Origin of the sequence: Novosphingobium sp. 9 (assembly GCF_025340265.1) — a bacterium.
Lineage (GTDB): Bacteria > Pseudomonadota > Alphaproteobacteria > Sphingomonadales > Sphingomonadaceae > Novosphingobium.
Genome location: NZ_CP022707.1, coordinates 474,364 through 487,566, shown reverse-complemented (window position 1 = coordinate 487,566; position 13,203 = coordinate 474,364). Strand labels below are relative to the sequence as shown.

Genomic DNA, 13,203 nt, shown 5'->3' with positions numbered 1-13,203 from the left:
GGATAGCGCTGCGTGAACCCCGGTGCCGATTACAGCCTTGCCGATCGCCTGCTTCACCGCATGGCGCTGGGCGTTCCGGCGCTGGCCGAACTGACCTTCGATCTTGACCAGAAGCTGTCGGGCGGTGCGGAAAAGGCGAAGCGCGCGCAACTGGGCGAACATGTCTTCGTGACTGGCCTTGCCCGCGCGGGACGACGGTGCTGATGCGCGCGATCCATCAGGGCGGCGCTTTCCGGTCGCTGACCTATCGCGATATGCCGTTCCCGCTGGCGCCCAATCTGTGGGCGAAAGTATCGGCGCGCTGGCGGCAGGAGCAGGTCGATGCAGCGCCGCGCGAGCGGGCCCACGGCGACCGTATCCTGACTGGTGTGGACAGCCCTGAAGCGCTGGATGAGGTGTTCTGGCGCATGGAGTGCGGCAGCGACTACATTCGCCGCGATGCGCTGGTCCCCCACCGGGTTGAGCAGCGCACGATCGAACGGTTCCGGGCTTACGTCGCGGCCGTGATCGCTTCGGGCGGCGAGGGGCAGCACCGCTACCTGTCGAAGAACAACAACAATGTCCTGCGACTGCCGGTCCTGATAGAGGCGTTTCCGCGCGCCAGTGTGGTCATTCCTTTCCGCGATCCCGCCAGCCACGCCGCCTCGCTGTGGCGCCAGCACCGGCACTTTACCGCGATGCAGGCCGAGAATCCTTTCGTGCGTCGTTACATGGACTGGCTGGTCCACCGCGAGTTCGGCAGTGGGCACCGTCCTTTCCGCTTTGGGGATCGACTGCCCGAAGATCTGACGCCCGATCAGCCCGACTATTGGCTGGAGATATGGATGAGAGTCCACACGGCCCTGGTCGAACAGGCGAGCGGGCAGATGGTCTTCGTCTGCTATGAGGATCTCTGCAGCGATCCGGCGGTGTGGCAGGGCATTGCGCAGCGGCTGGGACTCGAAACGGGACGGCCTGATTTCTCGGCGAGCACGGTGCCGGTCGATCTGCTGTTTGATCCGGCGCGGTTGGCCCGTGCCTGCGCGCTCTATGCCGATATGCGCGAGTGGGTGGTCTGATTCAGCCGCTGCGGCGCGCGCTGGTGATGGCGCTGCCTGCCGAGCCCGCCATGATGAGCGCGATTGCCAGCCATTGCAGGGGGCGCAGCACTTCGCCCAGCACGACGAAGCCGACCAGCGCGGCAACGGCAGGCGCGGTCGACAGCAGAATGCCCACGACATGCGCGGGCAGGCGGTGCAGCGCCTCGATCTCCAGCGAATAGGGCACGGCGCTCGACAGTACGGCAACGCCGAGCGCGACGGTGAGAATCCACGGCGTGAACAGCAGCGGGCCTGCGGTCGCCAGCGCGGGGGGCATGGCCATCAGCGTGGCGACCACCATGCCCCAAGCCACAGCATCGCCGCGCAACGTGCTCGATACGCGCTTGCCGAAGACGATGTAGAGCGCCCACGAGGTCGCCGCGCCCAGCGCGAACAGGACGCCCAGAGGATCGAGACGGGCATCGGTGCGCAGGGGCAGCAGCAATATAAGGCCGCCGCCCGCCGCGATCAGCCACAGCACGTCACGGATCGAACGCGAGCGGCTCAGAACCACGGCGAGCGGGCCGAGCACTTCGAGCCCCACGGCGATGCCGATGGGAAGCCGGGCGATAGCCTGATAGATCAGCACGTTCATGCCGCCCAGCATCACGCCGTAGCCGAGCAGCGCAGGCAGGATCGCGCGTGGTGGCGGGCGTCGCCAGGGACGGCGTAGCGCCATCAGCACGATCAGGGCGAGCAGAGCGCGAAGGCCGGTCGCACCGAAAGCACCGATGGTCGGGAACAGATGCTTGGCAAAGGCCGCCCCGGCATTCTGCGCGGTCAGCGAGAGCATGATCGCGCCCGCCCCGATCATCGTGGCACGGGTATGGGAGATATCAGGGCAGGCCGGGTCAGTCATTGCCGCCCCGCTTACAGGCGAAGCGGGCAGCGGGATATGAAGATTTCAGGCGTCAGCGTTCGGACAGTGCCTTGAACTCGGCGAGGCGGATGGCCTTGCCGTTCGTCGGGGTCATCGTCACGCGGATCTGGGTGACGGTGCGGGCCGGGAAAGTCACGCGCGTGACGCCGTTCGCCAGCGGGTTCGCTTTGCCGAGCGGGTGCCAGGCGCCGTCCCTGGCATCGCGATACTCCAGCGACGCATCGGCAGGCACGGCATAGCCCTTGCCATCGTCGAAGAAGGCGAGTTCGGCAGCCGAAAGCGTGACCGGCTTGCCGAAGTCCACCGCGTACCACTGTGGCGCGGTGCCGGGGGCGGAGTTCCAGCCATTGGGCAGTTCGGGGAAGAACCAGAGTCGCCCGTCGATGGCATCGTGCAGGTTCTCAGGCTCGGTGCCGCTCGATGCGCTGGCGAGAGGATACTGGCCGCGCACCAGTTGCACGGCGCGGTCGATCTCGCCCGTCACCGGCGGCGCGGCCTTGCGGGCGAGCGGGACTTCGATTCGGGCCAGTGCATCGCGGTGCGCGACCTCGCGCCCATCCACGGTCACGGTCAGCCCCTTGCGGCCATAGCGCCTGCCGTCGGCATCCCAGGTCACGCCCACCAGATGGCCGTGATAGGGTACATCGACCACCCGGAACCAGCCGAGGGCCTGCGGATCAGTGGCATCGGGCAGCAGCGGGTTCACCTCCAGCACATTGTCGGCGCGCGGGCGGATGCCGACAAGGCCGGACAGGATCAGGTCGTTGTAGCCGGAGTGGAAGTAGTGATGGCTGCGCGCGAGGCCGACGATGGGCTTGCCGGTGGCCGGATCATAGTCCTCCTCCAGATCCAGCCGGTCGCCCTGATAGTGGAGCGCAGTGTACTGACGCAGCAGGTCCATGAACGTGCTGCGCGTGACCGGGCCATGGTCATGATAGTGGTCGAGCAGATTGATCATGCCCTCCAGAACCTGCGTCGTCTGATAGGGCCAGACCGGGCCGTTCCACTGGCACTCACGCGCGGTGCCTTCATAGCGGTACTGGCGCATGTAGTATTCGTAACTGGCTTCTGCCGTGCGCATGCCGTGTTCGCCCGCCAGCGATTTCGCGTCGAGCAGATGGCTCCAGGCGGCGGCGTGGGTAGCATCGTCGGGCGCGAGGTCGAACATCCACGGCAGATAGCCGACCAGTTCGCGGTTACGGATGAAGTCCCAGTAATGGACGTGTGCGTTGTCCACCTGAAACCGGTCGGTGTAGTGGCCAAGCCGTGGGTTCCACAGGTCTGCATTCATGCGCGCGGCAAGGCCCTTGGCCTCGGCGTCGTATTGCTGCTCCAGCGCAGGCTTTCCCGCGAGTGCCGCGATATGGGCGATCGCGCGGGCATTGGCGGCCATGTAGCTGTTGATCGAGGGGCGGAACGCCTGCCCACCGGTAAAGCCGTCCTTGCCGCCCGAGGCATCGATCGAGGAGACGGTATATTCGGTCGCATCAAGCAGTGGCTCGACCCAGTAGAGCCGCTTGGACCAGTCGTAGTGATCCTCCCAGAGCCCTTGAATGTGGCGCATCACGGCAAGGTGCTGCGTGACAGCCGCCTTGTCGCCATCGACGAGGTACTTCTGCCAGACCGAATCGGCCATATAATCCGAGAAGTGCCGGTCGTTGCCGCCCTCGTACATGAAATCGACGTAGTTGCTCACGAAGCGGCGGTCGCGCAGCCAACGGCCTTCGGTGATGTGGAAGCCGCTGGCATCGTTGAGGCTGGCGTAAGGATCGCGCTGCCAGGGCACATCGTCGGCGAACTCGGTGGTGACGTAGCCCTTCTCGCCCAGATCGCGCTGATGGGCGCGATAGATCTGCCAGCGATAGTAATAGACCGCGTCGATTTTCGGGTCGGCGGATTCGAAGAAGGGGATACGGTTCACGTACCAGGCGGCGTCGTTGCCGAAGCGCTCGCGAGCAATCTGCGGGATATCGAGACCGGGCGCCGTGGTAGTCGCGCGCGCTGCCACCGTCTTTGCGGCATCGGCAGGAAGCGAGGAGAATGCGCCGATCAGCGCGGAACCGGCCAGCAGCAGGGCCAGGGTAGGGCGGATCATCGGCGTCTCTCCTTGCAGGCGGAGCGCGCTGGCGAGGCCGCGCCTCCTCTCTCTCGAACAGGGCATCTTAAAACAGGGCAGCGGCCGCTCTCGTCCGGGCCCCAGGTCGACACAGTCGATACCCGAAGCGAGAGCGGCCGCCGGTGCCACCATCCCATCCTTACGGTGGGGAGGCGGCGGGGTCATGTCTAGGCGATCAAGTGCCTGATTGTATTTCACTCCGACAAATAAACTGTCGTTTTCAAGTGTGGCCGGCTGCTGGCCAGTCCATCACTGGAACGTGAAGCGGGCGCCGATGGCGAAGGTGCGCGGGACCAGCGTGTTGCCGAGGTTGGTGGTGTCCTGGCTGCCCGCATCGCCAAACTTGTAGTAGCTCTGCTGCTTGGTCTTGGTCAGGTTCACCGCATCGAAGGTGATCGCGACGTCCTTGATGACATTATACGTCAGCTGGAAGTCAAGGTTGCCGGTCGAGCGATACCACACGCCGATCGGGTTCGCGAACAGGCGCGCCTCGTTGTTGTGCAGGAAGCCCTTGCGCCAGACATACGAAAGGCGGGCGCTGATCGGACCGTGATCGTAGGCCAGCGTCGCGTTGTACGAGAACTTCGAGACGTTGAAGAACTGCGAGTGCGTGTAGGCCGTCACGTTGCCGTTCTCGTCGAAGCTTTCCGGAATCGTCTGATCCGAATCGAGAACCGTGGCGCTGCCCTGGAAACCAAGACCATTGAGCAGGCCGGGCAGATAGGTCGGGAAGTAGGTGAGACCCACTTCAACACCCTTGAGCCAGCCGCTCGACGCGTTGGCCGGACGGGTGATCGAGAAGTAGTCCGTCGCGCCGGCCTCGATGCCGTTGTTCGGGATGTACTCGTAGGAGACGATCGGCACCACCAGCCCGGAGATGTCACGCTTGAAGCCGGTGACGGTAAGCGCGCTGTTGCGGCCGAAGTACCATTCCAGCGCCACGTCGTAGTTCTTCGAATGCGTGGGCTGCAGGTTTGCCGTACCTGCCGAACCGCTGCCGTAGCCTACGTTGGTGAGGTCGCCGGTGAGCGAATAGGTCGGGTTCACGTCGCCGAAGTTCGGACGACGCAGCGTCTCGCCGTAATTGAAGCGCAGGCGCAGGTTCGGCATGATCTCATAGCGCGCCGTGAAGCTGGGCAGGAACTTGCTCGACCCGCGCGACACGCCGGTGTGGGCATAGCCGTTGTAACGGTCGTAGAAGTCGTAGTCGGTATCGATATCGACGTAGCGTACACCGGCTTCGAGATCGAGCGGACGACCGAAGATCGTCAGCTGCGCGTCGGCCAGCAGGTAAGCCGACATCGTGATTTCCTCGATGTTGAAGGTCTTGTTCAGGACAAGGCTGTCCGAGGTGGGCAGGCCATAGAGACCACGCACCATGTCGGCGTTCTTGTAGAGCCAGTTGCTGTCCACGTTGATCCAGCTGCGCGGCACATCGCCTTCGCCCTTGTAGAAGCCCGAGTTGGTGAAATAGGCCTCTTCGGGCAGGCCCGACAGGTTGGTGGCGGTCAGCGGAGCGTTGGCATCGCCGGTACGCATGTAGCTGGCGGCCTTACGGTCATCGACGCGCAGGCCTGCCTTGATGCGACGCAGGAAGCCCTCGTCCCAGCCATAATAGCCGTCAAGCGTGCCGGTCAGCGCGCTGCCCTTGTCGCGGTTGGCGTTGTCGTAAAGTTGCGCCACGTTCCAGGTGCTGGCCTGAGTCAGCAGCGAATCGTCGTTGAAGTGCCACGAGGGGATGCCGCCGCCAGCATTGAAATCGACGTTGATCTCGTCCGCCACGCGGTCGGTGCGCATGGCGATGAACGTGGAGCTGACCGTGCTGGTCTGGTAGGCGAGATCGGCGGTGATCTTGCCCTGGCCGCCGCCCACGTCCCACTGGCCGTTCAAACCGTAGACCCAGCTGTCGGTCTTGGTCTTGGTGACGTCGGCCGAATTGAAGCCGTAGACGTCGCCAACCGTGCGCGACTTGACGATGTTGGAGTCCGGATAGAGCTCGATCGCGCCGGGGTTGCCCCACCAGTCGACGAAGCTGAAGCTCATGTCGTTGTAGGTCTTGCCCCGGAAGCCGGTGTAGAACACCTCGGCGGTATAGACCGAACTGGAATTGGGGGCCCACTGCAGTGCTGCGTTGAACGAGGGCCGCTTGCGCTCGCCGTAGAGATCGTTGAGGAACACGGCGTCGCGCGACAGGACGTAGGGAACGTCCTGGCCGTTGATATTGAGCGTGGAGCCCGGCGCGGTTGAAAGGCCCGCGTCGAGACCCGGCGTCCAGATGCTGCCACCCGGATTGCTGGCCGTGACGGCGCGGCAGTCGGTGGGCTGGATGCGCTCATAGGCTACCCACTGGGCGCTCTGACAGTTTGCGCTGGGCGTGAAGCTGGGCAATGAGCCATCGGTCAGGAACGGCACCAGTGCGCCAGCCGTGGCGCTTTCGGTGCGGTACTTGGTCTTGGCATAGCTGCCGTTCACCAGCAGTCCGATATCGCCGATGGGGGTTTCCCAGCGATCCGAGACGAGCAGCGCGACGTTCGGGTTGTAGGTGTCGGCCACCTCGTCATAGATGCCGCGCACGAGACCCGAGATGGCGAGGCCCTTGAAATCGAACGGGCGGCGGGTCTTGACGTCGATCTGTCCGGCAAGGCCGGTTTCGAGCTGGTCTGCCGAGCGGGTCTTGTAGACGTCGACCTGCTTGACGAGGTTCGCCGAGATGTCCTGCAGTGCGAAGCTCTGACCGGTCGAGGTGAAGATGTTGCGGCCGTTCATCGTCGTCACCGCATCGGGCAGGCCGCGGATGGTGACGGTCGCCGCTTCGCCGCTGGCGCGGTCGGTGATCTGGATGCCGGTCACGCGTTGGAGCGCTTCGACGACGTTGTTGTCGGGCAGCTTGCCGACGTCCTCGGCAACGACCGAATCGACGATCTGGATCGAGTTCTTGCGCACGTTGAGCGCGCCGACGATCGAGGCGCGCACACCGGTGACGATGATCTCGCCAGCCTGTTCGGCCTGTGCCGAGGTCGCCTGAACGTTGCCGGTGGCGGCAGCGTCGGTGTCGGAACTGGCCGGTGCGGCGGCGGTGTCCTGCGCGTGCGCAACGCCCGCGAGGCTGAGTGCAATGACCGATGCGGTGCAGAATGCAAATGGCTTGAGCGCCATGGTCCAACCCTCCCAAGTTTTGGGGCTGGCCGATACCATGCCCCTCGTGATTACTCCGGCTAATTATTTGTCGGAGTTATTTCACGCAAGAGGAAATGTACGCTGGACTGCAAAAAGCTCTCAGCTTTGTTGCAGGAAAGTCGCAAACCGCGATTTCCTGCAACAATTGTCAGACATATTCGCGATCAATCGGCCTGCCACTGCGCTGCCGGGCTGCTCGCCGCCGCCAGTGTGACGCCGGTTTTGCCCGCCGCCAGCGCGAGTCCCTCATGCCCTTCACAGACGAATCGCACTGCGTTTCTGCCGCTCCCGGCAACCCGACGGAAGCGCCCGGCTGCGGGATTGGCGGCGACGCTGGCGAGCGGGACGAGTTTCACCGCGCCGCTGACGTCTGCGGCCAGAACATGGTCGCGCAGCAGGATCGGCGAGAGATGGACGGTGCCGTCCCCTGCATCGAGGCTGCGGAACTGGGTGTTGGGCAACGGTGCGGCGCCCACGATCAGATCGGTGCTCTGATGCGCCAGGTAGGCATCGTTTCCATTGGCCGAAAGGAAGCGTTCGGGCATCGGTCCATTGCCGACCGGCACGCCGAAATCGGGCATGCCATCGGGCTTGAAATAGAGCCGCTGGACGCGGGTGTGGCGGTTGGGATCGAACAGCGGATCGCCTTCGATTTTTTCATAGTCACGCCCGTGGTAGACGAGCATGGTGTGGCCTTCGAGATCGGTGGTGAAGCTGTTGTGACCGGGGCCGTAGACGCCGGTTTCCGGGCAGGTGACGAAGACCGGCTCGGGCGATTTGGTCCAGCTGGCCGCATCCATCAGGTTTGCGTCCGCTTTGGCCCACAGCAGGCCCAAGCAATAGCGGGCATCGGTGGCGGAGGCGGAATAGCTGATGAACACCCGGCCCTGATGTTCGAGGAATGAGGGTGCCTCGTTCACCTTGTACCCCCGGATTTCCCAAGGCAGCGTCGGCACGGTCAGGCGCACCGGCTTTGCTGCCAGCGTCAGGGCAGAGGCCATGGGCGCAAGATAGAGGTTGGAGTTCGTCTCGATCCCCGGTTCGCGCTGCGCCCAGCAGAAATAGCGGATGCCGCGATGGACGAAGCTGGTCGAATCGAGGTTGAAGCTGTCCCACGGCGCCTTGAACTCGCCCAGAACCGACCAGTTGCCGGTCATCGGGTCCGGCCCGTCGCAGATTACGGCATAGGTGCGGATGCGGAACACGTCCTCGCCGCCGCCGCTGGGGCCTGCCGCGAAATACATCGTCCAGTGCCCATCGACGAGGTGGAGTTCGGGCGCCCAGATGAAGCCGGACATCGGACCGCTGGCGGCATGGCGCCACAGCACGCGCTCCTCGGCGTCATGCAGGCCTTCCAGCGTGCGGGCGCGGCGCAGCACGAGACGGTCGTATTCGGGCACAGAGCCAGTGAGGTAATACCAGCCGTCGGTATGGCGGAAGACCTGCGCGTCGGCGCGGTTCTTGACCACTGGGTTGTCGATGTCGGGGGCAGCCAGTGCGGGCTGGTGGACCGGTCCGGTGTCACCAATGATGGTCTTGCCGTTTCCCGTGCAGGCGATGGGCAGCAGCGCGGTGCCGGCGGCGAAATGGCGGCGCGTCAGGGTGAATGCCATGTTTCGTCCTCTTCCATGTCGGGGTGCCTGCCGATGCTTGGGGGCAGGTCGTAAGCCAAAAAGGACGCATCACCCGCTTCGGGGAACCGGGCGATGCGCCGTCAGGTGGGTTCGGTAATCAGGTCAGTATCGGGCGACGGGCCAGCCGTCCGCGCCCCAGATCAGCGGCGCGATGCGCAGCGTGGGTGCGCCCTCGTGCTGCTTGTCGTAAGCGTGATAGACGAGGTAGGTCGTGCCGTCGGTATCGGTGAAAGCGCCGGGATGGCCGGGGCCGCGGAAGCGTCCCTTCTCCTTCAGGTCGGCGCGGACCAGCACGCTGCCGCCGCCTTCCAGCGCCTTGCTGCCATCCTTGCCAAGGTACGGCCCGGTGACGCTACGCGAGCGCGAGATCACTGTGTAATAAGTGCTGTTCACGCCCTTGCAGCAGTAATCGAACGAGGTCAGCAGGTAGTACCAGCCGCCGTGCGGGAGGATGAACGGCGCCTCGATCGCGTCGGGCGCGCCTGCCGGAACAGGACGGCGGGCCAGCGAGATCGGCTTGGTGCCCGACGCGGGCTTGCCGGTTTTCGGATCGAGCCTGAACAGCTTGATCCCGGTCCAGAAGCTGCCCAGCGTCAGCCATTGGCCGCCCTGCGCGTCCTTGACGAAGTTCGGGTCGATGGCGTTGAAATCGTCCGCTTCGGTCGACATCACGACAAGGCCGTGGTCGGTCCAGTGATAGTTCGCGGAAGACCGATCCAGTGTCGGGCTGGTGGCAAGCCCCACCGCAGAGCGGTTCGAGCCGAAGGTCGAGACCGCGTAATACAGCCGGTACTCGCCGTTCTCGTAGGAGATGTCGGGCGCCCAGATGCCTTCGGTGCCGGGCACGGCCTTGGTCGCCCATGCGGGCAGGGTGTCGAACACCGGCCCCGCATTGACCCAGTGGACGAGATCGGTCGAGGTTTTCTCGCCGATGTAGCGCCCGATGGTGTTGTAGACGTGGTAGGTCTGGCCTTCGCGGATGATCACCGGATCGTGGACCGGGGTGATCGCGCCGGTCAGCCGGTCGTTCAGCGTGTTTGTGCCTTCCGGAGCCTGCGCGCCGCCCGACGCGGGAAGCGCCAACGCGATCAGGGCTGCGGTGCAGACTGCCCGCAGTGTGTTCCTACCGATCATGATCATTCTCTCCCTGAAGCGTGGCTTCGTCAGCAGGCCGACCAGGCCGCGACCAGCGCGGCGGCGCGTTCTCCGACCACCTCGGCGCTGTCACCCGGCTTGTAGAGGCTCCCGCCCACGCCGATGCCGAACACGCCTGCGGCGCGGAACTCGGCGACATTGGCCGGGCCGACGCCGCCGACCGCCCAGACGCGGCAGTCACGCGGCAGCACTTCGCGCACCGCCTTCACATAGCCGCTGCCCAGCACAGAGCCGGGGAACAGCTTGAGATCGCGCGCGCCCGCGCCGACAGCCGCGAAGGCTTCGGTCGGAGTGAGAAAGCCGGGCAGCACGTCCATGCCGCGCTCCAGCGAGCGGGCGATGACGGTAGGATCGGTATTGGGCGAAACCATGAACGTGCCGCCTGCATCGGCGAGTTCGTCGGCCAGTGCCGGGCTGGTCACGGTGCCGCCGCCGATCGCCGCGCGGTCTCCCATCGCGGCGACCATCGCGGCGATCGAGCCCGCTGGATCGGGCGAATTGAACGGCACCTCGATCAGCCGCACGCCTGCGGCGACGAGCGCCTCGCCGATGGCAACGGCCTCTTCGGTACGCACGCCACGCAGGATGGCGACCACGGGAACGGCGCCTTGTGCCAGAACCTCGTTGACGGTCAGGGCCTTGGTCATTGGGAATCTCCAGAGGTGTTACGGGCCACGTTTTGAGCCGCATGCGCCTGCGCGATGCGAAGGCCCGCGAGGACGGCGGCATCGCCTTCGATAGTCGTTGCGCCCAGTCCCTGCGCCGCCAGCGCGCGCTCGTAAAGCCCGGTGAGTTTCGGATCACCGATCAGCACCACATCGGCAGCGCTTTCGGTCTGGCTGGCGATCTCTCCGCCGATCAGCACGCCCGAAAGATAGCCGCGTGACCATTCGCTTGAGCGGCCATCGAGCATGCGCGCAGCACGCGCCTCGAACAGCGCGCCGATCGCAGGTTCGGCGGCGCGTTCCAGCCCGCGCGCAAAGCCTTCGTCGAACGAGCCATTGCCCGCATCGTCACCGCCCATCGTCGAATGGCCACAGAGCAGCGCGAAGGTCTCGCCCGTGGGGCAGGTGCGGTAGCCGGTGATCGTGCCGTCGATCAGTTCCACCCACTTGGTATGGGTGCCCGGCAGCACGATCAGGTGGCGGCCCTTGCCGAGTTCGGGGTTCAGCGCGATGGCGCCGAAGACCTGGGTCTCCTCGCCGCGCATGACTTCGGGCACGCCCTCTGCCGAACGCCATGAAAGGCCGGGCAAAACGGCCACCGGAATGCCTGCCACATCGGTTTCGGTGCGCGAGGCCAGCCAGCCGTCCAGATCCACCGGGCAGGGCGCATAGCCCGCCGCGACGAGCGCGCGCGGGGTGCCTGCCATGCCGCAGATCAGCACGTCCGAGATTGGCGCCTCGGCTACCCATGCGGAGAGCCGCTCGGCCAGTGCGGCGCGCGCACTGGCCGGATCGAGCGTCCCGACGCCGGGGCCGTCCACCCGCGCCACCACCTCTCCCGCCGTATCGAGGCGGAAGAGGCGCAGGCGGGTAGTGCCCCAATCGCCGACGACAGCAGTGGCGCCCGAGGTGCTCATCGCAGCGTCAGCACCACGACCGACTTCGCGGGCAGCGTCACCACCAGCTTGCCGCCCTCAAGACGCGCAGCCGAGAACGCGGCGGGCTTGATCGCCTCGGGGGCCTCGAAGGTATTGTGCGCGTTCATCGCGGCGGCGGTCAGGATCGTGCCGTCGACACTGCTGGCGTTCACGCCATCAAGCGCGATCGTCACGGTGTTGGGCTGGTTGGGATCGAGGTTCGACAGCGCTACATGGATCAGGCCGTCCTTGGCCTTCACCGTCGAGCCGCTGACGGCAGGCATCGTGAACTTGCCGGCGGCATAGTTCGGCCCGTCGATCTTGATCGGCAGCACGGTTGCGTCCTGCCACGGCTTGTACATGTCGTAGACCCAATAGGTCGGGGTCTTCACCATCTTCGAGCCGTCGGTCAGGATCATCGCCTGCAGCACGTTCACCATCTGGGCGATGGCGCTCATGCGCACGCGGTCGGCGTGCTTGGCGAAGATGTCGAGCGTGGTGGAGGCGACCAGCGCGTCACGCAGGGTGTTCTGCTGGCGCAGGAAACCAGGATGCGTGCCCGGATCCTGTGCGAACCAGGTGCCCCATTCGTCCACGGCCAGCATCACGCGCTTGGCGGGATCGTACTTGTCCATGATCGCCGAGTGCTTGGTGATCAGCTCGTCGATGTGCTCGGCGTTCCACAGCGTGTCGGCCCAGTCCGCTTCGGTGAAGTTGATCGGGTCGGCATGCGGCGGCCAGCCGCCACCGGGCAGCGTGTAGTAGTGGAGCGAGAGACCGTCGACCTTGTCGCCGGCGATCCGCATCATCGTGTCGGTCCAGTTATAGTCGTCGACATTGGCGCCGGACGCGATCTTGAGCGTCTTGGTGCCGTCCGGCACCTTGACGAACGTTGCGTAGCGGCGCGTTTCGTCGGCGGCGAATTCGGGCCGCATGCTGCCGCCGCAACCCCACAGTTCGTTGCCGATGCCGAAGTAGGCGAGCTTGTACGGCGCCTTGTGGCCGTTCTTGCCGCGCTCGTCCGCCAGCGAACCGGCAGGGGCAGTCATGTATTCGACCCACTCGGCCATTTCGCGCGGTGCGGCATCGCCGACATTGCCCGAAACATAGGCCTCGGCGCCGACCTGACGCAGCAGCTCGAAATATTCGTCGGTGCCCACGGTATTTGGCTCGGTCACGCCGCCCCAGTGGGTGTTGACCTTGACCGGGCGGGTGTTCTGCGGGCCGACGCCTTCACGCCAGTGGTACTCGTCGGCGAAGCAGCCGCCCGGCCAGCGGATGACGGGCACCTGCAACTCGCGCAGCGCCGAGACGACATCGTTGCGGAAGCCGTTGGTATTGGGGATCTTGCTGCCCTTGCCGACCCACAGGCCCCCATAGATGCCGTTGCCGAGATGCTCGGCGAACTGCGTGAAGATTTCCTTGTGGTACTCCGGCCCCGGATGCGCGGCGTCGAGCGTCGCGGTGGTCGGCGTGCCGCCGGTGTCAGCCTGAATCGGCGCCGCCAGCGCCGATCCGGCCATGAGCAGCGCGAGGCCAGCGCGGCGCAGGTTGCGGGTGATTGTCGTCATTGTCTGCCC

The 13,203-nt window shown here is 65.3% G+C and carries 10 protein-coding genes; 2 read left to right on the top strand and 8 right to left on the bottom strand.

Annotated features, from left to right (window positions below; genetic code table 11):
* The first annotated feature begins 12 nt into the window (after nt 1–12).
* Together CI805_RS02415 and CI805_RS02410 are read left to right on the top strand one after the other, a co-directional pair.
* Complete coding sequence (locus CI805_RS02415) at nt 13–204, top strand: hypothetical protein (RefSeq protein WP_260925796.1); 192 nt, start codon at nt 13–15, stop codon at nt 202–204.
* A complete protein-coding gene (locus CI805_RS02410; RefSeq protein ID WP_260925793.1) occupies nt 204–1,058 on the top strand; it encodes a sulfotransferase in 855 nt (284 codons plus the stop codon). The genes CI805_RS02415 and CI805_RS02410 overlap by 1 nt, the downstream gene beginning before the upstream one ends.
* Nucleotide 1,059: 1 nt before the next feature.
* Here CI805_RS02410 and CI805_RS02405 read toward each other — a convergent pair whose 3' ends face one another.
* The 8 genes from CI805_RS02405 to CI805_RS02370 form a co-directional block, all read right to left on the bottom strand.
* A complete protein-coding gene (locus CI805_RS02405; protein WP_260925791.1) occupies nt 1,060–1,938 on the bottom strand; it encodes an EamA family transporter in 879 nt (292 codons plus the stop codon).
* Between the two features lie 52 nt (nt 1,939–1,990).
* On the bottom strand, nt 1,991–4,054 hold the full coding sequence (locus CI805_RS02400; protein ID WP_260925788.1) for an MGH1-like glycoside hydrolase domain-containing protein: 2,064 nt from the start codon (nt 4,052–4,054) through the stop codon (nt 1,991–1,993).
* 270 nt (nt 4,055–4,324) lie between these two features.
* The gene (locus CI805_RS02395; RefSeq protein WP_260925785.1) at nt 4,325–7,231 is read right to left on the bottom strand and encodes a TonB-dependent receptor; all 2,907 of its coding nucleotides are present in this window, start codon (nt 7,229–7,231) and stop codon (nt 4,325–4,327) included.
* Nucleotides 7,232–7,416: 185 nt separating this feature from the next.
* Nucleotides 7,417–8,865 (bottom strand): glycoside hydrolase family 43 protein, encoded by a 1,449-nt coding sequence (locus CI805_RS02390; protein ID WP_260925782.1) that lies wholly within the window; start codon nt 8,863–8,865, stop codon nt 7,417–7,419.
* Nucleotides 8,866–8,988: 123 nt separating this feature from the next.
* Nucleotides 8,989–10,020: an arabinan endo-1,5-alpha-L-arabinosidase gene (locus tag CI805_RS02385; protein WP_260925780.1), complete on the bottom strand. Its 1,032-nt coding sequence runs from the start codon at nt 10,018–10,020 to the stop codon at nt 8,989–8,991.
* A 29-nt stretch (nt 10,021–10,049) separates the two neighbouring features.
* Nucleotides 10,050–10,688, bottom strand: a complete 639-nt coding sequence (locus CI805_RS02380; protein WP_409934921.1) for a 2-dehydro-3-deoxy-6-phosphogalactonate aldolase — start codon at nt 10,686–10,688, stop codon at nt 10,050–10,052.
* The gene (locus CI805_RS02375) at nt 10,685–11,623 is read right to left on the bottom strand and encodes a 2-dehydro-3-deoxygalactonokinase (RefSeq protein ID WP_260925778.1); all 939 of its coding nucleotides are present in this window, start codon (nt 11,621–11,623) and stop codon (nt 10,685–10,687) included. The genes CI805_RS02380 and CI805_RS02375 overlap by 4 nt, the downstream gene beginning before the upstream one ends.
* Entirely contained in the window at nt 11,620–13,185 is a 1,566-nt protein-coding gene (locus CI805_RS02370; protein ID WP_260927715.1) for an alpha-N-arabinofuranosidase, read from the bottom strand. The genes CI805_RS02375 and CI805_RS02370 overlap by 4 nt, the downstream gene beginning before the upstream one ends.
* Nucleotides 13,186–13,203 lie beyond the last annotated feature (18 nt).

Coding starts and splice junctions, on each gene's coding strand:
- CI805_RS02405 (WP_260925791.1), bottom strand. CDS start 1,938: ATGACTGACCCGGCCTGCCCTGATATCTCCCATACCCGTGCCACGATG.
- CI805_RS02410 (WP_260925793.1), top strand. CDS start 204: ATGCGCGCGATCCATCAGGGCGGCGCTTTCCGGTCGCTGACCTATCGC.
- CI805_RS02390 (WP_260925782.1), bottom strand. CDS start 8,865: ATGGCATTCACCCTGACGCGCCGCCATTTCGCCGCCGGCACCGCGCTG.
- CI805_RS02395 (WP_260925785.1), bottom strand. CDS start 7,231: ATGGCGCTCAAGCCATTTGCATTCTGCACCGCATCGGTCATTGCACTC.
- CI805_RS02385 (WP_260925780.1), bottom strand. CDS start 10,020: ATGATCGGTAGGAACACACTGCGGGCAGTCTGCACCGCAGCCCTGATC.
- CI805_RS02375 (WP_260925778.1), bottom strand. CDS start 11,623: ATGAGCACCTCGGGCGCCACTGCTGTCGTCGGCGATTGGGGCACTACC.
- CI805_RS02380 (WP_409934921.1), bottom strand. CDS start 10,688: ATGACCAAGGCCCTGACCGTCAACGAGGTTCTGGCACAAGGCGCCGTT.
- CI805_RS02400 (WP_260925788.1), bottom strand. CDS start 4,054: ATGATCCGCCCTACCCTGGCCCTGCTGCTGGCCGGTTCCGCGCTGATC.